At 47.6% G+C, this 20,871-nt stretch carries 13 protein-coding genes, 1 pseudogene and 1 riboswitch; of the genes and pseudogenes, 8 read left to right on the top strand and 6 right to left on the bottom strand.

Annotated elements, in window-relative coordinates:
• Window positions 1–133 precede the first annotated feature (133 nt).
• The 3 genes from OOK74_RS14000 to OOK74_RS13990 all read left to right on the top strand — a co-directional run bounded on the left by OOK74_RS14000 (window position 134) and on the right by OOK74_RS13990 (window position 3,968).
• On the top strand, window positions 134–2,083 hold the full coding sequence (locus OOK74_RS14000) for a PTS mannitol transporter subunit IICBA (RefSeq protein ID WP_278183334.1): 1,950 nt from the start codon (window positions 134–136) through the stop codon (window positions 2,081–2,083).
• A 101-nt stretch (window positions 2,084–2,184) separates the two neighbouring features.
• On the top strand, window positions 2,185–3,339 hold the full coding sequence (locus OOK74_RS13995) for a mannitol-1-phosphate 5-dehydrogenase (protein WP_278183333.1): 1,155 nt from the start codon (window positions 2,185–2,187) through the stop codon (window positions 3,337–3,339).
• 98 nt (window positions 3,340–3,437) lie between these two features.
• Entirely contained in the window at window positions 3,438–3,968 is a 531-nt protein-coding gene (locus OOK74_RS13990) for an MltR family transcriptional regulator (protein WP_274721674.1), read from the top strand.
• 165 nt (window positions 3,969–4,133) lie between these two features.
• Here the strand turns inward: OOK74_RS13990 and OOK74_RS13985 are convergent, their stop codons facing one another.
• Window positions 4,134–4,565, bottom strand: coding sequence for a YccF domain-containing protein (locus OOK74_RS13985; protein WP_274721673.1), 432 nt, complete (start codon window positions 4,563–4,565; stop codon window positions 4,134–4,136).
• 251 nt (window positions 4,566–4,816) lie between these two features.
• Between OOK74_RS13985 and OOK74_RS13980 the strand changes: the two are divergent.
• Window positions 4,817–5,005 (top strand): annotated as a pseudogene (locus tag OOK74_RS13980) (LysR substrate-binding domain-containing protein); the annotation flags it as partial.
• Window positions 5,006–5,077: 72 nt separating this feature from the next.
• Window positions 5,078–5,683: a tRNA (pseudouridine(54)-N(1))-methyltransferase TrmY gene (gene trmY / locus OOK74_RS13975; protein WP_274721672.1), complete on the top strand. Its 606-nt coding sequence runs from the start codon at window positions 5,078–5,080 to the stop codon at window positions 5,681–5,683.
• A gap of 70 nt (window positions 5,684–5,753) precedes the next feature.
• On the opposite strand, the gene ribB is transcribed toward trmY, so the two are convergent.
• On the bottom strand, window positions 5,754–6,410 hold the full coding sequence (gene ribB, locus OOK74_RS13970) for a 3,4-dihydroxy-2-butanone-4-phosphate synthase (RefSeq protein WP_274721671.1): 657 nt from the start codon (window positions 6,408–6,410) through the stop codon (window positions 5,754–5,756).
• Between the two features lie 105 nt (window positions 6,411–6,515).
• A riboswitch (FMN riboswitch) is annotated at window positions 6,516–6,654 on the bottom strand.
• A 300-nt stretch (window positions 6,655–6,954) separates the two neighbouring features.
• Between ribB and OOK74_RS13965 the strand changes: the two genes are divergently transcribed.
• Window positions 6,955–7,590 (top strand): DUF2057 family protein, encoded by a 636-nt coding sequence (locus tag OOK74_RS13965; RefSeq protein WP_274721670.1) that lies wholly within the window; start codon window positions 6,955–6,957, stop codon window positions 7,588–7,590.
• A gap of 87 nt (window positions 7,591–7,677) precedes the next feature.
• Here the strand turns inward: OOK74_RS13965 and OOK74_RS13960 are convergent, their stop codons facing one another.
• Entirely contained in the window at window positions 7,678–9,069 is a 1,392-nt protein-coding gene (locus OOK74_RS13960; RefSeq protein WP_278183332.1) for an SLC13 family permease, read from the bottom strand.
• Between the two features lie 295 nt (window positions 9,070–9,364).
• On the opposite strand from OOK74_RS13960, the gene OOK74_RS13955 reads away from it, so the two are divergent.
• On the top strand, window positions 9,365–10,321 hold the full coding sequence (locus tag OOK74_RS13955) for an AEC family transporter (protein ID WP_274721668.1): 957 nt from the start codon (window positions 9,365–9,367) through the stop codon (window positions 10,319–10,321).
• 113 nt (window positions 10,322–10,434) lie between these two features.
• Here OOK74_RS13955 and glgB read toward each other — a convergent pair whose 3' ends face one another.
• From glgB to OOK74_RS13940, 3 genes are all read right to left on the bottom strand, one after another.
• The gene (gene glgB, locus OOK74_RS13950) at window positions 10,435–12,624 is read right to left on the bottom strand and encodes a 1,4-alpha-glucan branching protein GlgB (RefSeq protein ID WP_274721667.1); all 2,190 of its coding nucleotides are present in this window, start codon (window positions 12,622–12,624) and stop codon (window positions 10,435–10,437) included.
• Window positions 12,625–12,832: 208 nt separating this feature from the next.
• Window positions 12,833–15,013 carry a 4-alpha-glucanotransferase gene (gene malQ, locus OOK74_RS13945; protein WP_166015225.1) on the bottom strand — a complete coding sequence of 727 codons (2,181 nt, stop codon included), beginning with the start codon at window positions 15,011–15,013 and terminating at the stop codon, window positions 12,833–12,835.
• Between the two features lie 88 nt (window positions 15,014–15,101).
• Window positions 15,102–17,555: a glycogen/starch/alpha-glucan phosphorylase gene (locus tag OOK74_RS13940; RefSeq protein ID WP_277206411.1), complete on the bottom strand. Its 2,454-nt coding sequence runs from the start codon at window positions 17,553–17,555 to the stop codon at window positions 15,102–15,104.
• 579 nt (window positions 17,556–18,134) lie between these two features.
• On the opposite strand from OOK74_RS13940, the gene malT reads away from it, so the two are divergent.
• A complete protein-coding gene (gene malT, locus OOK74_RS13935) occupies window positions 18,135–20,843 on the top strand; it encodes an HTH-type transcriptional regulator MalT (protein ID WP_274721665.1) in 2,709 nt (902 codons plus the stop codon).
• Window positions 20,844–20,871: the final 28 nt, after the last annotated feature.

The raw sequence follows: 20,871 nt of genomic DNA, 5'->3' as shown, positions 1-20,871 counted from the left end.
AAAGTCACAAAAAACCCGTTGGCAATTCCATTCGAAATTTGTGTGGTAGAGTGATTGTGTACTAAGCAATCAACGGTTTTTGTCGAACCGTTACTACGATCAAATTCAAATGGAACATCCAACGGGGGACGAGATGATATCATCAGACGCCAAGGTCAAGATACAAAATTTTGGCCGTTTCTTATCAAACATGGTTATGCCGAATATCGGCGCTTTTATTGCGTGGGGCTTTATTACTGCGCTGTTCATTCCAACAGGTTGGGTACCCAATGAGACGTTAGCCTCTTTGGTTGGACCAATGATTACGTATTTATTACCGCTGTTGATCGGCTATACCGGCGGTAAACTGGCAGGTGGCGAACGTGGAGCAGTAGTCGGTGCGATTACCACTATGGGTGTGATCGTTGGCACTGACATTCCAATGTTCATGGGCGCGATGATCGTCGGCCCAATGGGCGGCTGGGCAATCAAAGCTTTTGATAAAAAAATCGATGGCAAAGTGCGCAGTGGCTTTGAAATGTTGGTCAATAACTTTTCTGCCGGCATTATCGGCATGCTATGTGCCATCATCGCGTTCTTCTTGATCGGCCCATTAGTGAAGGTGTTATCGGCTGCTTTGGCGGCAGGGGTTAATTTTCTTGTTACGGCCCACTTACTCCCTCTCACATCGATCTTTGTTGAACCAGCCAAAATCCTATTCCTCAACAACGCGATTAACCACGGCATTTTCTCACCACTAGGTATCCAACAAGCCAACGAAACTGGCCAATCTATTTTCTTCCTGATTGAAGCCAACCCAGGTCCAGGTCTCGGCATTTTGCTGGCGTACATGGTGTTTGGTAAAGGTACCGCTCGCCAAACCGCTGGCGGTGCAAGTATCATTCACTTCTTCGGTGGTATCCATGAAATCTACTTCCCCTACATCTTGATGAATCCTCGCCTAATTCTGGCCGCGATCGCGGGAGGTATGACTGGTGTGTTCACACTGACTATTTTCAACTCAGGCTTAGTTTCACCGGCTTCTCCGGGTTCTATTTTTGCCATACTTTTGATGGCCAACAAAGGATCCATATTGGGTGTGATATGTTCTATTTTTGCCGCTGCCGCCGTCTCCTTCATCGTCGCAGCTGTACTAATCAAGGCTCAAACTTCCACAGAGCAGGATGGTGATAAAGACGCATTGGTAAAAGCCACATCCAAGATGCAAGAGATGAAAGCCGGCTCCAAAGGTCAAATGACACCAACCACAGTACAGAATAAGAAAATCGACATGGCAAACGTACAAAGCATCATCGTCGCTTGTGATGCGGGCATGGGGTCAAGTGCCATGGGCGCTAGTATGCTGCGTAAAAAAGTGGGGGAAGTCGGATTACCAATCACTGTCATCAATATGGCAATCAATGCCCTGCCTGCGGATGTCGATATTGTCATCACCCACCAAGATTTGACTGACCGTGCCCGCCAGCACGCGCCAAACGCCGAACATATTTCACTGAATAATTTCTTAGACAGTGCGCTGTACAACCAATTAGTGACTCAACTTCTCGCCGCTAAGCGCCACGCGGCCAATGATAGTCAGTTGCTCAAACCTTCCATCTTAGCCGCCAATGATGACAGCTATGACGTCCAACCTCCGAGTATTTTTCAACTACAAAAAGAGAATATTCATCTTGGCTTGAATGCCAAGAATAAAGAAGAAGCGATTCGCTTTGCGGGTAATAAATTAGTCGAATTAGGCTACGTGCATCCCGAATATGTCGATGCGATGTTTGCACGGGAACAACTGGTTTCTACCTATCTCGGTGAATCGATTGCGGTACCTCATGGCACTGTGGATGCCAAAGATCGGGTGATCAAAACCGGTATCGTAATTTGCCAATACCCACAAGGAGTGGTCTTTGGCGAGGATAATAGCGATATTGCTAAACTTGTTATCGGTATTGCAGCAAAAAATGATGAGCATATTCAAGTCATTACCACCATTACCAATGCTCTTGATGACCCAAGCGCTCTCGACAAACTTACCTCAACCAAAGATGTGAGTGATGTGTTGAGCATTTTGACCGCCAATCAAGCAGCATAACGTATTAGCTCCAGAGATAAATCGAGGTCAGTTACGCCCCCTATGTGGCTGATCTCGCCTCTAGCAATAAGGTAAAAATTCAATATTTAGGTAGGTAAAACATGAAAAAGAATGCAGTTCATTTTGGTGCTGGCAATATTGGCCGCGGTTTTATTGGCAAACTTCTGTCTGATGCAGATATCGCCGTTACCTTCGCCGATGTAAACGAACCTTTGGTGGATCAGTTGAGTCATCAACAAAAATACACCGTCAAAGTAGTGGGTAATGAATGTAAAATGGAAACCGTTAGCCATGTTACCGCCGTCAACAGTAACAGCGAAGCTTTGATTGAGCGAATCATCAAAACGGATTTAGTCACCACTGCAGTAGGTCCAACCGTTCTGGATATTATTGCCAAAACCATTGCCAAAGGCTTGAGTGCTCGATTTGCGGCTGGCAATACTCAACCCCTGAATATCATCGCCTGTGAAAATATGGTACGTGGTACCACCCATCTTAAGCAGCAAGTGTACCAATGCCTGGACCCAGACGAGCAGCAACAAGCCGATGCTTTAGTAGGATTTGTCGATTCTGCAGTTGACCGGATTGTGCCACCGCTACAAGCCGCCAACGATGATCCGCTAGAAGTGACAGTAGAAAGTTTTAATGAATGGATTGTCGATAAACAACAGTTCAAAGGCGAAATCCCATCGATTGCAGGGATGGAAAAAACCGACAATCTGATGGCGTTTGTCGAACGCAAACTATTTACCTTAAATACCGGCCACTGCATTACCGCTTATCTAGGTGGCTTGAAGGGACACCGTACTATTCGTGAAGCGATTCAAGATCCGCAAATACACGCACAAGTTAAACAAGCGATGCAAGAAAGCGGTGAAGTGCTGATCCGTCGTTATGGTTTTGATCGTGCACTGCACACGGCCTATATCGAGAAAATCCTGACTCGTTTTGCTAATCCTTATCTGGTGGATGAAGTGGATCGCGTTGCTCGTCAGCCACTAAGAAAACTTGGAGAAAATGATAGATTAATCAAACCCTTACTCGGTACAATTGAATACGGAGTGCCAAATGACATGTTACTGAAAGGGATTGCCGCAGCGCTAAAATACCGCAATAGCAGTGACCCACAAGCCGTCGAATTACAACAAGCTATTGAAAAAGAAGGGGTTCGCTCTACACTTGCCCGCTACACAAGATTGGCAGCAGACAGTGTTGAAGCGCAGCAAATTGAAACGCTCTATAACCAAATGGATTAAAGCCTCAGCATAACCGATTGAAAAATAGTGTTATCAGAAGCCTTGCAATGTCGAGAGAGACTTGTTTCTCTCGACTTAACCCAACAACAGATCAGTTTATGGCAGAAAAAATTAACGAATCCGACCTACTAGAGCGCTTGAATCAGACCCACACGGTACGCGGGTTCTTCATTACCACCGTTGATGTGTTAACCGAAGCCATTGCTGCACTGATGCAACGCATTTTCCGCAAAGATAATTTTGCGGTGCAATCGGTTGTGGAACCGTTATTACACGATACTGGTCCACTGGGCGATCTTTCCGTTCGCCTTAAGCTTCTGTTTGGGCTAGGTGTCATTCCTGATGAAGTTTTTCACGATATTGAGCAGCTAATTAAACTGCGTAACCAACTCAATCACGATGCAACAGAATATCTATTCACCGATTCACAAATACTCGCACCAATCCAAGCACTTAATTTGGTAAAAAAAATCGGCATGTTGCAGTTAAATGTCGTAGAGCCCGACGATAATATTGACCCCAGCTTTTACCATCTACAGTTACAACGCCAACAGCAAATCATCAAGTCAGGGCTCTCTTTAGCCATCATTCAGATTTGCAATATACTCAATAGAGACAGCCCATTTTGAAACGCAAGATGTCTCACCATAACTATCTGTCGCACAACAAGCGAGTACCCAACGCATATCTCATCCAAATATTTCGAATTGGCCGCTTATGCTGTCAACCTTAAGCAGCCTGGCTCACTAATACAATCGCTCTGATCGTGTTGAAAGAGCCATTCATCATCTGAATTACCGCACCCCATAGCGAGCGCGCGCCGCGTCTTGATTAGATACGATGGTTTTACCGATCGGTGCCAAAGAGATGATCGCCAGCTTTAAATGCTGCAATGCAAACGGAATACCGATGATGGTCACAAAACAGGCCACCGCAGAAAGAATATGCCCTATCGCCAGCCAAAAACCGGCCAAGATAAACCAAATAATATTACCGACCACACCAAATCCGCTGGTGCCAATATCGGTTTGATTTGTCAATTCATCACGGGCAATCGCTTGATAACCAAATGGCCAGAATGAAAAATTGCCGATCACAAAACAGGCGCGCCCCCACGGAATACCAATGATGCTAATGAAGGCCAGCACGCCAAATAGCCACCAAGCTAAACCCATGACCAGCCCACCACATAAAAACCAAATAATGTTACCAAGTGTTCTTAACATTGTGCTCCCCTACGCTTGCAACGCTGTCCACTAATGGACGATGCTCAGTGTGCCACAAGCCAGAGGCAGACAACACCCAATAATCTTGGTGACAAGACACTGGCCGCTTACCGTCCAACACCATCGTAGTTCAAAGCCGTAGTTTAGGAATGACCATCAAATGAATAGGGGGCAATGCCCCCTGAACAATATCAGTATGCAACCCCAATCCGCTGGCGGGGATGCTGACCATTCTCCAGTTCATCAATCATCGCTTGCCCTGTGATTTGGCTAATCCATTGTTACACTCCGGCCAGTTGCAAGCCCTGCTGCCAGATTACCCTTTGCCCAGCAGCGCGATTTGGGCGGTCTATTTATCACGCAGCTACCAAACCCCTTTAGTCAGACAGTTTATTGATTTTCTGGCTCAACACTGGCAAACCGACCTACTTTGGCCATAAGAAAACACTGGTCAACCGCGAGCGGCTTAGCGACAATACTCGACCTTGAATGACCATCGAATGAGAAATCCCATGCGCAGTTTTATCCTCCGAGCGCGCTCTGCCCCTACCGACAGCCAACGCCTATTGGCAGAAGTGGGTGGCAAATGCCATAGCGAAATTTTGGCTCACTGCATGATGAACAGCCTGTTTACTGCTCAGTCACATCGTGAAGATGTGGTGATCCATCTGGTGCTGGAAAGCACCCACGATTATTCACGCACCATCACGGTTGAATCGAATCACATCAGTGATGTCGGGGGCTTTCATGAAGCGGCCTTGCTGGCACTGCTGGTCAAAGCGCTCGACGCGTCAGTGGGGATGGGTAAAGAACAAACTCGTGTAGTGCAGCCAGGATTGACCGTGCGCACCATCAGCTTTGAAGCGCTACTCGGTGAATTGGCGGAGCAGCATTCGCTGTACATGATGGATAAAAAAGGCGATTCAATCCGTGAGATTGAGATTGGCCCCAATCCGTGTTTTATTTTGACCGACCACATCCCGATGCCCAAGAAAAGCGGTAATTCGATGAAGCGGCTTGGCGTCGAAAAAATCAGCCTTGGTCCCAAAATGCTATTCGCTTCGCAGTGTGTGACACTGATCCATAACGAAATCGATCATCAGCAAGCCGGCTGGTAATCGTCACTCCAATCCTGCAGCATGCAATAATCAGCCCTGAGCACATCGATCAGGGCTAATTTTTGCACGCTTACGCCAATTTCAAATCAAACTGAATGCGGTATTGCACCATATCTTCAATGGTCAATACCGGCATATTGTGCAGCTTGCCAAATTCGATGATTTCTGGCGTTTTAGCCATGCTGCCATCTGGGTTGGTCAGTTCACACAGCACACCAGCGGGCTGTAAACCGGCCATCTGCATCAAATCGACCGTGCCTTCGGTATGACCACGCCGCGCTAACACGCCACCAGCGCGAGCACGCAGTGGGAATACATGACCCGGACGCGCTAAATCCTCCGCTTTCGCTTGTGGATTCGCCGCTGTTTTAATCGTGGTCACCCGATCTTGAGCTGACACGCCAGTCGTAACACCGTGTTTGGCTTCAATCGATACGGTAAACGCGGTTTGGTTAGCGCTGTTATTGTTGACCACCATCGGTGGCAGGGCTAAGCGATCGGCCTGTGCTTCGGTCAAACACAAGCAGACAATTCCACTACATTCACGGATCATCAACGCCATCTGTGCGTTAGTCAGTGATTCAACCGCGTAGATAATATCGCCTTCGTTTTCCCGATCTTCATCATCGAGCAATAATACACCGCGCCCTTCACGCAAGGCTTGCAGTGCGTTATCCACGCGAGTGATTGGGTCGCCAAATTCGGCAAGTAATGAGGACTGATTCATGGTAATACTCCAAAAAATGACCAGAATCAGGGCGTAAGAGGGATCTGAATTTACCACCAAGCACCACTCTCGCTATGGCAAAGCCACAGCGAGCAGCAGTGTGTTGGTCATTCTCTCTCATCCGGACTATTACCGTCGGCTCTGGCTTTTCACCAGATCTGCTGACCTCGAAACCTCGAGCGCTCGTGGGCTCACCTTACGGCATACCACCGGTGGGGAATTGCACCCCGCCCTGAGAATATTGTGCAGTTACCGACACTTTCGGCAACGCCGCTTAGTGTAATCACTTCAATCGACGCTGAAAAGCGTTACTGATCCACGGAATGCTTACAGTACATAATCGCTGAGCAAGCCAAGCATTTTTTTGCCGACCGGAATCCCTAATGTTTTGGTTTTGGTTTTGGCTTGTTCACCTCTCTCCACGAAGCGGTTAAATTTCAGTGAATTTGCTTAACTTTATCCAGTGTAAAGCTTGCCTTTTATGGCCTCACAGCGCACCCTTTAACCCACTCGTCATACCAACAAATATCACAAAGGATCTGCTATGAAATTTATGCCGCGTCTGTCTGCTTTACTGGCGCTCTGCCTTGCGGCCTCAGCCCATGCCACTGTTACTATCGAGATCCCCGAAACCATCGATTTATTGGTGGTCAATGGCGCGAGTCCGCAGCTATCGGGCGGTTTTTTTAGTGCCAATAAAAAACTGGAGCTGAATGATGGTGAACAGCAAATCGTGTTCCGCTATGCACCTTATTTTAACCAAGGTAGTGATCGGATCATGGTCGAGAGCGAAGTGGTGATCGCCACTTTTGATGCCGCCAATCAGCAGCTTTCATTCGCTTTGCCGCAATATCGTGATGCGAACCAAGCCAACAAATCTATCAAAACCATGCAGTGGCAATTGGTTGATCAACAAGGCCAAGCGCTACAACTGCGTCAAGATCGATTGATTAAACCGGGAATGCAAATTGGCCGTAATTTTGAATTTGAAGCCTCGGAATACAACCGCACCGGTGGGATTGCCGCGCTCAATCATCGGGTTGAAACTCAAGTGCCAGCCAGCGTGAGTGACAGCACAGTGATACCCGCTTCTACCGCAGAAGAGATGCTGCATTTTTGGTATCAAAAAGCCGATCCAGAAACCAAAACACGTTTTAAGACCTTCGTTAATCAGCAATAATTCATGCATCACCATAAATCTTGGTTGCAAAACGACGATCAAAAATGAGGCCATACAGGCCTCATTTTTGATCCACTGACGATGTGCTCATGGTTGCCAAAACAACATGGCAATCATGGTTAATAAACCAATACATGCGATATTCAAGTAAAGCCCAACTCGCATCATTACACTCTGCTTAATATGTCCTGAGGCAAACACGATCGCATTCGGTGGTGTGGCAACAGGCAACATAAAGGCACACGATGCGGCAATCGCAATTAATACTGACAGCAGCACAGGCGACATCCCAAACACTTCAGCAACAGTGGCAAAGACAGGGATCAATAGTGCGGCACTGGCCGTATTACTGGCAAATTCCGTTAAAAAAACTACAAATATCGCAATCGCTAGCACCACCACAAAAATGCCCATATCGGCAACAAGTTCACTGAGAGTATTAGCTAAAAATACACTGGTTCCAGTCTGTTTGAGTACATTACTTAAGCACAAACCACCACCAAACAACAGTAATACGCCCCAATCTGCCGTTTTCTGGATCTCCTTCCAATGCACCACACGGGCAAAGCTGACCATCAAAATCGCACCTAATGCCACCAAGGTATCAAAGCTATTAAAACCACCAAGCAGCGCGTTGACTGGGGTACTGAAAATCCATAGCAGCACCGTTAAACCAAAGATAGCTAGGGTGACCACTTTACCTTTATCCCAATCAATGGGCGCATGTTGTAAGGCAAAACTACCACTTAAATTTGGCTTGAGCAGGAGAAACAACAAGCCAATCGCGATCGGTAGCATCAGCAGCGCGGTGGGCAAACCAAATTTCATCCACTCGGTAAAAGAGAGTCCAACTTCAGCTGCCGCAATCGCATTCGGTGGGCTGCCAACTAAGGTAGCTATGCCACCAATATTGGCACTATAAGCAATACCCAACAATACAAAGACATAAGTATTGCGCTGCTTATCCGCATCAACTTTACTCAAGACACCTAAGGCAAGTGGCAGCATCATCGCTGCAGTAGCGGTATTACTAATCCACATCGAAAGCAGCGCTGTAACTCCAAACAGCATAAAAACTGCCACATTCATTTTACCATATGCCAGTGTGAGCACCTTTTCCGCAATCACCTTATCCAATCCTTGATGGTGCATGGTGGCAGCCAAGGCAAAGCCACCCAAGAATAGGAAAATGATCGGGTTAGCAAAATTATTCAATGCAGCTTGAGTATCAAAAATACCTAGCAGCACTGCCAGCACCGGAACCAAAATTGCGGTCACGGTAACATGCAGTGCTTCGGTTAACCAAAGTACCGCGATAAAGACCAGCATACTGAGCCCTAGTACCACATTGGATCCATAAGGCAGCCAATGGTAAAGAGCGAGAAACAGGGCAATATCGGCCAAAATGATCAAGCTATTACGGTGGAGAAACCATTCGCGGGTATTGGTGGGTAACGGGACAGTGTCGTTTCTATTCATTATTATTTTCCTTATTGGGGCTGAATTCCGCGCCATGATCCCACAGATTGAAACCAAAAAATGATTATCATTGCAAAATTGTTAACCAAGCCAGCACTGCACTTACAACATGTAACATAATCAAATAGTTGCATAACTGATTGTCATTGGTTTTCCTCCCATAAATAAGGTAGACCACCCAAGCGATTCATGATTTACCGCACATGGCTCACAAAAAATTGCGCCAAAATCCGATTTTCCTGCGCATCAATCTGTGGAAAAATGCACGGATTAAAAGTGTATTCAATGGATTGATATGAATAATATTCTCGCTCAGCTGCAATTTTCCGCCGCCATTACTGGCCCCATCTGCTTAATGCTCGGCTTGGGGGTATGGTTCAAACGCATCAATCTGATCAACGAAAATTTTATTGAAGTTGCTTCACGTATTGTGTTTCAGGTGACACTACCAACCATGCTATTTTTAAGCATTGTTAGCTCGAAGCATGATTTCTCTTCCAGCCTCTCGTTGGTGCTGTATAGCTTAATCGCCAATGCGCTGTTTTTTATCTTTACCCTGTTTAGCGTTAGAAAATTAATCAACAAAACCAATGATTGCGGCGTGGTCACCCAAGGCAGCTTTCGAGCCAATACCGCGATCATCGGTTTGGCTTATGTCGCCAATATGTATGGTAGTGCCGGTGTCGCGCTAGCTGCCATTTATGTTGCCGCCACCTCGATCCTGTTTAATATTCAGGCGGTGATTGCTCTAACCCCACGCGGCGAGAGTAATGGTTGGCAAGTGGGCAAATTCATGGTGAAGACATTAACCAAAAACCCGTTAATCATCTCGATCGCACTGGGCTTAGTGTGCTATCTCTCAGGTCTACCTATGCCGAAAATGGTCACCGATGCTGGCCACTATTTCGCCAACATGACCTTACCGCTAGCTCTGCTGTGTGCAGGTGGATCACTCAATCTGGATGCCTTAAAGCAAGATAGCCACAGCGCTTGGTTGGCCACCGGCTATAAGCTGGTGCTCTCTCCTTTACTGATCACGGGCGGAGCGTGGATGTTTGGCTTTCGTAGCTTAGATCTCGGGCTGCTGTTTTTAATGAGTTGCGCACCCACTTCTGCTGCCAGTTATGTGATGGCACGCGCAATGGGCGGTAATGCTTTATTAGCCGCCAATATTGTGGCCCTGACCACCGTGGTATCGCTGTTAACTTGTACGCTCGGGATTTTTCTGCTTACCAGCTTTGGCATGATCTGATCACGCATCCTAAGTCATGGTGACCCATTAACTTTGCTGTCGATCGCCTAAGATCGGCCAAAAATCAACCCGCCGTAGCGGGTTAAATTTTTGCGCTTGAGCGGTAATACCAGCTATTCAGCGACCCACAGATAGAACAGCGTCGCTAGGGGTGGCAAATGCAGTAACAGGGATTGATCTAAACCTTGGCTGACCACGCTTGCCGTGCTGACTTGCTGCAATACCGAGTAATCGCTGCCATGATACTGCTTGGCATCGGTATTCAGCAGCAATTGATAGCGCCCACCCTGTGGGACACCAAGCCTAAATGCTTGCTGTGGAACGGGAGTGAAGTTAGTAATGACTAACACACGCTGACCAGTTTCATCCATTCGTTCATGAGCGATCACGCTAAGATCCGCATCATCTTGCAAGCGCCACTCAAAACCACGTGGATCACAATCCAACTGATGTAGTGCACTCTGCGCCTGATACAGATGGTTTAAATCACGCACTAAGCGTTGGATCCCAGCATGACGCTCAAACTGAGTCAGGAACCATTGTAACTGTCCATCGTGATCCCACTCTGCGGTTTGTCCAAGCTCAGTGCCCATAAAGTTGAGCTTTTTACCCGGCTGACCATACATATAACCTAAATATGCGCGTAAGTTGGCGGTTTGTTGCCACTCATCACCCGGCATTTTATAGATCAGTGAGCCCTTACCATACACCACCTCATCGTGTGACAAAGAGAGCACATAGTTTTCACTAAACGCATAAATCAGCGGGAAAGTTAACGTATTGTGGTGGTATTTGCGATGTACTGGATCTTGCTTGATGTAGGATAAGCTATCGTGCATCCAGCCCATATTCCATTTGAAACCAAAGCCTAAACCGCCAACAAATGTCGGCGCAGAAACACCGGGAAAGGCGGTTGACTCTTCGGCAATCGTCATCGCATTCGGGAAATGCTTGTACACCTCTTCATTCATCCACTTAAAGGTGGCGATTGCATCGTAATTTTCACGGCCACCATCAATATTCGGGATCCATTGATCATGGCTACGCGAATAGTCCAGGTACAGCATTGAAGCCACCGCATCAACGCGGATCCCGTCAATATGGAACATCTCAAACCAATACAGCGCATTCGAGACCAACAAACGGCGTACATGTTCACGGCCTAAATCGTAGATATAAGAATTCCAGTCTTGGTGCCAACCACGGCGCGGATCGGGGTCATGGTACAGCGGTGTGCCATCAAAATTGGCCAGACCATGAGAGTCGGAGGGAAAATGCGCCGGAACCCAATCGAGCACCACGCCAATTCCTGCTTGGTGGCAGCTATCGACCAGATATTTAAAGTCATCAGGCGAGCCATAACGACTGGTTGGTGCAAACAAACCAATCGGCTGGTAACCCCAAGAACCATAAAACGGATGTTCCGCCACAGGCATCAGTTCAACATGGGTGTAACCCATCTCAAGCAGATAAGGCACTAATTGATCGGCTAATTGACGATAGTTCAACAATTCGCCGTGTTCGCCCCGCTTCCATGAGCCGACATGCAGCTCATAAAACGAGAGCGCTTGCTTACGTTTTTCGGTTACAGGACGCTGTTGCCATGCATGGTCTTGCCACTGATAGCGACGATGATCGTAAGTCACCGAAGCAAAAGAAGGGTACTGCTCGGCATAGCAGCCCCACGGATCGGCTTTATGCGGTAAACCTTCACCCTGTGGGCCTTTGAGTTCAAATTTGTACTGCACGCCTTCGCTCAAACCAGGAATAAAAATCCCCCATATCCCGTAGTCTAGGCGCTGCATCGGATGACGACGACCGTCCCAATGGTTAAATGCCCCAATTAAACTACACGCAGTGGCATGTGGTGCATAAACCAGAAAACGCACGCCAGACACCGTTTTACCAGCACGGGATAAAGTGACAAACTGCGCCCCTAACTGGTGATACATCTGCTTTGGGGTATGTAAATCTTCATATTCAGCATAAATCGCATGATATTGGTATGGATCATCAATCAGCTGCTCGATCCCCGCCCAATCTACCGCCAACTGGTAGTGAGTGTCGCGCAAGTTATGGCAATCGTTGAGTATAAAACCGCCAGGGCTTTCACGCTCTAATTCAATACGCGGCTGCCCCTCCACCACTAACTCGACTTTATCCGCCTCTGGCATCCAAACTCGTAATCTACTTTGTTGCTCAGTAAGATAAGGACCTAAAAATGAAAAAGGATCGGCGAACGCCGCTCGCGCTAACTGATCATATATTGCTGGGATCGATGATGGATTTTTCGTGCTCTTCAAAGCTAACTCCTAACCTAACTCACGAGATATCCCTTGTGGCTTAAAAAGCGGAATATTGGATCAGCGCCTTCAAGTTATTGGGGTATAAAACAAAGCCCGCAAATCGCGGGCCAAGCGTGTCTCCATCTTACCGGACTTATCGGGCAGGAAAGAGTGACCAATCCGAAACTTCTTTCGGTGATTGTTAAGCAATTGGTCACTAAACGCTTTATTGACTGGCTTTACTGCGCACCTCGGTTAAACGTGTCGCGATCCGATTCACTTCTTCACGGGCGAAGATCTCGTCTAGATTCATCGATAATTTACGACGCCAGTTGGGATATTCATTGACCGTACCCGGAATATTGACTGGTTTATCCATCTCTAACCAATCTTCTAACTGCACACTGAGCAAGGCTGATGAGCCAGCCGCGAGATGCAGTTGCAATGCTTCACTCAAATAGCGATCCATCGGCACTAACGTGGCATCACGGCCAATTCCCGCAGGTAAATAACCGTGCCAAGCTACAGAATCGAGAATGCCTTGTTTCGATTTTAAACGATCGGCAAACAAACCTTGCAACTGATCCTCATCTGGATAGAGGCCAATTTCACGGCCCATTTTCAGATCATCACAGTGCCAAAAACCACGCAAAGTCGGCATATCATGAGTACAAAGTGCCGCCATCGATTGCTCGGCGTAATGGGCAGGTGAAACATAACCACCATCTTGCTTTGAGGTTTCAAAGAAGAAGACTTTGTACGAGTGAACCCCTGCATCACGCAGCAACTCGACGATTTCATCCGGTACCGTGCCCAAATCTTCACCAATCACGCTGCACTGATGACGGTGCGATTCCAGCGCCAAAATCGCCAACATATCTTTGACCGGATAGTAGATATACGCACCTTTGGTAGCATTTTCCCCTTTCGGGATCCACCATAAACGCAGCAAACCCAGCACATGGTCAATCCGCAGTGCACCGCAATGCTTCATATTAGCCCGCAGCAGTTTGATGTACGCATCATAGGCTGTGGCTTGCAAAACTTGTGGGTTAAGTGGTGGTAAGCCCCAGTTTTGCCCCAAAGGCCCGAGCACATCCGGCGGTGCGCCAATGCTGACATCTTGCAGCAAATTACCATGATCCGCCCAGGTTTCACTGCCCGAATCCGCCACGCCAACCGCAAGGTCACGATACAAACCCACCGCCATGCCTTTTTCTTCCGCTAATGACTGGACTTCGTGGATCTGTGTATCGGCTACCCACTGTAGGTACAGGTAGATATTTACCTGATCTTGATGATCTTCAATAAATTTCTGAACGGCACTGCTATCAAAACGACGATATTTTTCAGGGAAAACAGGCCAGCCCCATACCGAACTATCTGCCGCATGTAATTGGGCATGCAGCGCATCGAATGCCGCTTGGTGTAATAAACTGTCACCACCTTCAGCCACAAAACTCAAGAAAGCGCGCGCGCGTTCGGTCTGTTTATCCAGATGGCGGGTTTTAAACTCGGCAAACAGCAGTGGCAATACGCTCATTTTTAGCTCTGCCACTTCAGTGTAATTAACCCAGTGTGCGTCACGCACTTTTTGTAGTCGCAACTGAAAATCAGCGCTACCAACCTTTTGTTGTGCTTGGGCACTTAATGCAAACTCAGGCACGGAACTGACATCAATATACAAAATATTGAGCCAACGACGCGATGATGGGCTATAGGGGCTAGCCCCTTCAGGATTGGCCGGAAACAGAGCGTGGATCGGGTTTAAACCGACAAAATCACCACCGCGAGACGCAATATCCGCCACCAACTGTTTCAAATCGCCAAAGTCGCCCATCCCCCAGTTGTGCTGAGTACGCAAGGTATACAGTTGGACGCTCGGTCCCCATAGCTTTTTGCCTTGGCTTAAAGCTGGCTGCTTATAACAGGCCGATGGCGTAACAATCAGCGTCATTTGGTACGGAACTTTACGGCGCTTACGAGCAATCAATAATTGGTGATAACCCAACGGTAAATCAGTGGGTAACATAAACACCAAAGGCCCACCTTGGGCACGCTCATCACGCACAATTTGTGATTGCAGATAGCCTTCTAACACCTCGCCTTGCTCAGTCTGCAAACACCAATCAAATTCACTTTCACGGGCACTCACGCCAAGATAGAGCGGCACTTCAATCACCGCACCTTGGTGCACCACGAGTACCGGATCCAATACATCTTTTTTGTGTTTCTTCTCTGCCGATTGCAGCAAAGCTTGATCACTACTGGTGTCATAGCCAAGAGACGCCAAAAGACGACGGATAGTGTCGTCTTCAACTTGGGCTTCACTGCCCCAAGCGCTGACATATCGATCGGCAATATTTGCCATTGCAGCGACTTGTTTTAATACATTGTCTTGATTCATCGCTCTCTCCGAAGGGACAACTTTCCACTTCCATGTAGGGTAAGGTAATAAAAGGTGGGACTGTAAAAACCAGCCCCACCCAAAGGGCTTAACGCGCGACGGCGTTCAATTGCCAAATGTTATTCACATAATCGCGGATACTACGGTCGGAGCTGAATTTACCGACTAGCGCGGTATTCAGAATCGCTTTCTTAGCCCAGCCAGCTTGATCACGATACTGTTTATCAATTGCCGTCTGCGCAGTCACGTAAGAAGCAAAATCCGCCAGTACCAAATAAGGATCGCCACCATTGAGTAAGCTGTCATAAGTTGCACGCAGCTTACCAGGCTCGCCAGGAGTGAACTCATCACCAAGCAGTAAATCAACCGAGGCTTTGAGCAATGGATCAGCATGGTAGAAATCAAATGGGTTATAACCACGCGCTTTCAGCGCTTCTACACCATCGACTTCCAGACCAAAGATATAGATGTTGTCATCACCGACTTCTTCACGGATCTCAACGTTTGCACCATCCATAGTACCGATGGTTAACGCCCCATTAAGCGCCATCTTCATGTTGCCGGTACCCGATGCTTCTTTACCTGCTGTCGAGATTTGCTCCGAAACATCCGCCGCCGGAATAATGATTTCGGCCATGCTTACTCGATAATCCGGAATGAACACCACTTTGAGTTTGTTGCCAATTCGCGGATCGTTATTCACTTTGTGCGCGATCATGTTGAGCGCGTAAATGATCTCTTTGGCAAGGTGGTAACCCGGCGCTGCTTTCGCGGCGAAGAACACCACGCGTGGATGCATATCGAAGCTTGGATCATTGATCAAACGATGATAGAGCGACAGGATATGCAGCATATTGAGGTGCTGACGTTTGTACTCATGCAGACGTTTGATTTGTACATCGAAGATCGCATTCGTATCGAGTTCGATATCCATGTGATCTTTCACCCACTCTGCCAGACGCACCTTATTGGCTTTTTTCACTTCCATAAAGCGTTTCTGGAATGCGGCATCTTCCGCGTACTGCGCCACTTTGCTCAATTGATCCAATTTAGCTGGCCACTCATGGCCAATTTTTTCCGAAATCAGCGCAGATAAGCCTGGGTTACAGAACTTCAGCCAGCGGCGAGGGGTAATACCGTTGGTCACATTTTGAATTTTACCCGGATACAGATCGACAAATTCAGGGAACAGATCACGCTTGACCAATTCAGAGTGCAGTGCCGCTACGCCATTGACCGCATAGGATCCCACCACACATAAGTTGGCCATGCGCACCATGCGATGGAAACCTTCTTCAATGATCGACAGCTTTTGCTGTTTCGCGACATCACCCGGCCACTTAGCGCGCACATCTTGCAAGAAGCGATGGTTGATCTCGTAAATGATCTCCATATGCCGTGGCAATAGACGTTGGATCAGCGACTCACTCCATGTTTCTAAGGCTTCAGGCAACAAGGTGTGGTTGGTGTAAGCGAAGGTTTTGGAACAGATTGCCCACGCGGCTTCCCACGATAATTGCTTTTCATCAATCAAAATACGCATCAACTCAGGGATCGAGATGGTCGGGTGAGTATCATTCAACTGGATGGTTTGATATTTAGGCAGATCAACCAACGCATGACCTGCGGCCTCATGGCGACGCAAAATATCGTGGATCGAAGCGGCACTGTGGAAATACTGCTGCATCAAACGCAGAGTTTTGCCTTTTTCATGGTTATCATTCGGATACAACACTTTGGTGATGTTACCAGCATCGATCAATGCGTGCTGCGCTTCAAAATAATCACCATTGTTAAAGCTGGCCAGCGAGAACGGTGCAATCGCACGACATTCCCATAAACGCAGCGGATAAACCGTATTACTTTGGTAACCAACAATCGGTAAATCCCATGGCATGGCTTGTACTAACATGCCCGGTACCCAGCGGCGCTGCTCTTTACCATTGTGATTGATCACTTCTACGTGACCATAAAAACCAATTTCTTGCTTTAATTCTGGGCGAGCGACTTCCCAAGGGTAGCCTTCCACACCACACCAAGCATCCGGTGCTTCTTGCTGATGGCCCTGTTCAAATGACTGCTTAAACAGACCATATTCATAATGCAAACCATAACCCACGGTCGGGTACTCTTGCGCAGCGCAAGAGTCCATAAAACAGGCCGCCAGACGGCCTAAGCCACCATTACCCAAAGAAGGATCGCGCTCTTCTTCCAGTAGATCGGTCAGGTTTTGTCCCAGCTCGCCCATCGCTTCGGTCACGGCTTCATACACGCCCATACTGATCAAATTATTACCGGTTAAGCGGCCAATCAAAAATTCTAACGATAGGTAGTTAAGACCTTTGCTGTTGAGGATGCGTGGATCTTGCTCGGTTTGTAGCAGATCAAAGGTAGTAAATTCAGCCAAAGCGCGTCCCATGGCTAAGTACCAAGCACGTGCAGAAGCCTGCTCCACGGTTGTCGCGTAAGTCGCGCTCAAATGGCGCTTCACGTTGGCTTGGAACAACTTCTTGTCAAACTGTTTCTGTTGAGTAGGTTTCATTGTGAAATCTCAGGTTATGGTTCTAATTCATCTGATCCCTATCCTGCCTTGATGACGTACACAAAACATCCTCCTATTTTTCTGGCCAATTAGGAGGAGATAACAAGGCGTAGAGGCGCAGTCTTCTGTGGTGAGTGATCTGAATCGCATCAATCGGCAACTGAATCACCGCTAGCGGTGATTCGGATCACACCTCCAACTGATTAACCATAGTTAGGCTTAATAAAAGTTTGGCTGTTCGATTGTTGAACAATTACTCACTATGTGAAATAGATCGCAATAAACTCTTCGTTATTACCGATTTTTTCAGCAGATTAGGTAGGGGATGAGCCAATAATCGGATGCCAGATAAGTATAATTAGTGATAACACTCACAAATCTAGGGCGTAGTTAACTCTAAAACGTGAACAACACGAAAAACTCAGCATGGCTCAATCAACGCACCGAATAACTTCAAGTAACATCGCTCTATCTGAGTGTGATATGCCTCGCGTACTCACCTCTCCCACCCGCAGATCACTGAACATGATCTGCCCCAAGAGCATGAAGCTCTGGTAGTAAATAGACGAGAGAAAGAAGATGTGGATCCCTTCGAAGTTAACTCGCCCAGGACGCTTGCATAATGCGATCGTTCGCCCCCGTGTTCTGGACTTATTGCAACACGCTACCTGCTATAAATTAGTGCTATTTCGCTCCCCAGCCGGTTATGGCAAGACCACCATGGCCGCGCAGTGGTTGTCGGATAAACCGAATGTCGGTTGGTACAGCATTGATGAGAGTGATAACGACCCGTTTCGATTTATCAACTATCTGCTGCAAGCAATCAACAAAGCTAGCCATAATGCCTGCCCCAATGCCCAAAAATTAGCCGAGAAACGTCAATTCTCCTCGCTGCATTCACTGTTTAGTGAAGTGTTTTCCGAACTGGCCGATTACCACAATGAATGTTATGTAGTGCTGGATGACTATCACTTAATCAGTGATGAAACCATTCATGAAGCGATGCGCTTTTTCCTCAAGCACATGCCCGATAATTTAACGCTCGTGGTTACTAGCCGTTCCACTCCACCGCTAGGCACTGCCAATCTGCGCGTACGCGACTTAATGATTGAGATTGGCAATGAACTGTTGGCCTTTGATACCGAAGAAACCACGCGCTTTTTCAATCAACGCGTGGCCGATGGGATTGATACACTGACAGCCACCCATCTGCGTGACTACGTAGAAGGCTGGCCATCGGCACTTCAATTAATCGCGCTCCAAGCTCAGCACCAACAGCGCACGCTCGCGCAAACTGTTGAATCAGTGGCACACTTTAATCACTCTCATTTGTGGGATTATTTGGTCGAAGAAGTGTTCGATCTGCTCGATGACGAAACCCGCTATTTCTTAATGCAATGCTCCGTCCTAGATCACTTCGACGATGCCTTGGTGAGTAGCCTCACCGGACGTGATGATGCGCTGGCGATGATTGAATCACTCAATCGCTTTGGCTTGTTTATTTCGCCCTTAGAGGGAGAAAACAACTGGTATCGCTTCCATAACTTATTTGCCGAATTTTTGGCCCATCAACGCCAAGCTCGCGTTCCGCAGCAAGAGCAAGATTTACAACGCGCGGCGGCCAAAGCTTGGTTAAACGCAGCTACCCCTCATCAAGCTTTGCGTCATGCGCATTTAGCACAAGATAGCGAACTATTGGCCAGTATTTTGAGCCAATTTGGTTGGAAGATGTTTAACCAAGGCGAGCTAGAAGTGCTGGAATCCGCCATTAATCAACTCTCCCCAAGCCAGCTGTATCGGGAGCCGAAACTGTGCATGCTGCAAGCTTGGCTCGCCCAAAGTCAGCACCGTTATAATGATGTAGGAGCTTTATTGGCGAAAGCCGCCAATGAGATGACCGCGCTTAATGTCAAACTTTCCACCAAAGAACAAGGCGAGTTTAACGCACTGCGCGCACAAGTGGCGATCAACCAAAATGAGCCGGAAAAAGCATTAGAATTGGCCGAGCTGGCTTTGAGCCAACTGGATCACACCACCTATCGTAGCCGTATTGTGGCCACTTCAGTGGTCGGTGAAGTGAATCATGTGTTGGGCCATTTGAGCCGGGCGCTTTCCATGATGCAGCAGACCGAAAAACTGGCGCGTCAATATCAAGTTTATCACCAGGCATTGTGGGCTTTGTTGCAACAAAGCGAAATTTTGCTGGCACAAGGTTATGTACAAGCCGCTTATGAAGTGCAAGATAACGCGTTTAAATTGATTGAAGAGCAGCAACTGCACCAAGTACCACTGCATGAGTTTTTATTACGCATCCGCGCACAAATTTTATGGTGTTGGAACCGCTTAGAGGAGGCGGAACAAGCTGCTTATCAAGGACTCACTGTGCTAGATAACCACGCGCAAAGTAAGCACCTACACAGCTATTCGATGCTAGCCAGAATTGCGATTGGCCGTGGTGAGCTGGACAAAGCAGGACGGTTTATTGAGCAAATCCAACATCTGCTGAAACAATCTACTTATCATGTTGATTGGACAGCCAACGCATCGCTCTCTTTACTGCTCTATTGGCAAGCCAAAGAGAACCACAGCGAAATCCGCCAATGGCTACAATCCAGTATTCGCCCAGCACAAGCCTGCAACCATTTTTCTCAGTTGCAGTGGCGCAATATCGCTCGCGCACAGATTCAACTCGGTGAACTCAACGAGGCACATACCACTCTCAGCTTTATTCAAGAACAAGCTGAACAGTATCAATTGGTCACCGATATGAACCGTAACTTGATTGTGCAAGCCTTACTGGCCAGCACTCAAGGCGATAACCCACTCGCTTGCGACAAGCTAAAACAAGCGCTACGCCTCACCAATCAGACCGGTATGATTGGCAATTTTCTGATCGATGGTGCCCAAATTGGCCATTTGCTGGAAAAACTGGTTCAGAAAGGCGAATTGGGTGATTTAGAACGCCATCGTGCCCATCTGCTACTCAAAGAGATTTCCACCACTCAGCGTAGTCGTTCGGTACATTTTGATGAGGAGTTTGTCGAGAATCTGGTTAATCACCCGAACATTCCGGAACTGGTGCGCACTAGCCCACTCACCCAGCGTGAATGGCAAGTACTCGGTCTGATCTACTCCGGTTTCAGCAATGAACAGATCGCTCATGAACTAGATGTAGCTGGCACCACGATTAAAACCCACATTCGTAACTTGTATCAAAAGCTCAATATCGCCAATCGTAAAGAGGCGGTGCAAACCGCAGAGCAACTGCTGCAATTAATGGGTTACTGAGCCGGTAAGCCCAATAGCAAAGCGCCAG

This window comes from Vibrio misgurnus (assembly GCF_029635775.1).
Taxonomy (GTDB): Bacteria; Pseudomonadota; Gammaproteobacteria; order Enterobacterales; family Vibrionaceae; genus Vibrio; species Vibrio chanodichtyis.
The sequence above is the reverse complement of the archived record's forward strand: the minus strand, read 5'-3'. Positions and strand labels throughout refer to the sequence as shown.

Bases quoted from the DNA above. Each gene is read 5' to 3' on its own strand.
- OOK74_RS14000 (WP_278183334.1), top strand. From the start codon at position 134: ATGATATCATCAGACGCCAAGGTCAAGATACAAAATTTTGGCCGTTTC.
- OOK74_RS13995 (WP_278183333.1), top strand. From the start codon at position 2,185: ATGAAAAAGAATGCAGTTCATTTTGGTGCTGGCAATATTGGCCGCGGT.
- OOK74_RS13990 (WP_274721674.1), top strand. From the start codon at position 3,438: ATGGCAGAAAAAATTAACGAATCCGACCTACTAGAGCGCTTGAATCAG.
- OOK74_RS13985 (WP_274721673.1), bottom strand. From the start codon at position 4,565: ATGTTAAGAACACTTGGTAACATTATTTGGTTTTTATGTGGTGGGCTG.
- trmY (WP_274721672.1), top strand. From the start codon at position 5,078: ATGCGCAGTTTTATCCTCCGAGCGCGCTCTGCCCCTACCGACAGCCAA.
- ribB (WP_274721671.1), bottom strand. From the start codon at position 6,410: ATGAATCAGTCCTCATTACTTGCCGAATTTGGCGACCCAATCACTCGC.
- OOK74_RS13965 (WP_274721670.1), top strand. From the start codon at position 6,955: ATGAAATTTATGCCGCGTCTGTCTGCTTTACTGGCGCTCTGCCTTGCG.
- OOK74_RS13960 (WP_278183332.1), bottom strand. From the start codon at position 9,069: ATGAATAGAAACGACACTGTCCCGTTACCCACCAATACCCGCGAATGG.
- OOK74_RS13955 (WP_274721668.1), top strand. From the start codon at position 9,365: ATGAATAATATTCTCGCTCAGCTGCAATTTTCCGCCGCCATTACTGGC.
- malQ (WP_166015225.1), bottom strand. From the start codon at position 15,013: ATGAATCAAGACAATGTATTAAAACAAGTCGCTGCAATGGCAAATATT.
- OOK74_RS13940 (WP_277206411.1), bottom strand. From the start codon at position 17,555: ATGAAACCTACTCAACAGAAACAGTTTGACAAGAAGTTGTTCCAAGCC.
- malT (WP_274721665.1), top strand. From the start codon at position 18,135: ATGTGGATCCCTTCGAAGTTAACTCGCCCAGGACGCTTGCATAATGCG.